This is a genomic window from Bacillus sp. SIMBA_026 (genome assembly GCF_046535335.1).
GTDB classification, from domain to species: domain Bacteria; phylum Bacillota; class Bacilli; order Bacillales; family Bacillaceae; genus Bacillus; species Bacillus velezensis.
Window position 1 is genome coordinate 1 of record NZ_JAWRWX010000219.1, and the last position, 266, is coordinate 266.

Sequence of the window (266 nt, forward strand, 5' to 3'; positions counted from 1 at the left end):
GGGAGGCTGGGGGACGCCTTCCATGTGGAACGGTTCGGTCTGCTGGGACGTCTTAAAACCCTGTATCCAAATTGAGTTCCTTAGCAGAGATCCGCCAGCCCTCAGATGTTCGAGTGACCGTGTCCGTGTAGGTTCCCACGGTCTTGAAGGTGAGCTCCTGGTCTGCGACCGCGGAAACGATGACGTAAGACAGCACTGTCGCTGTGTTCGAGTCTTGGGGTAAGACCTGGATGTTCGAGATATGATGCCTGCGCCTGTCGCTTTGC

The 266-nt window shown here is 56.4% G+C and carries 1 protein-coding gene; it reads right to left on the minus strand.

The features are described from left to right. Positions 1-52: 52 nt before the first annotated feature. On the minus strand, positions 53-266 hold a 214-nt coding region (locus SB847_RS21255), incomplete at its 5' end, for a nuclear transport factor 2 family protein (protein ID WP_410578623.1).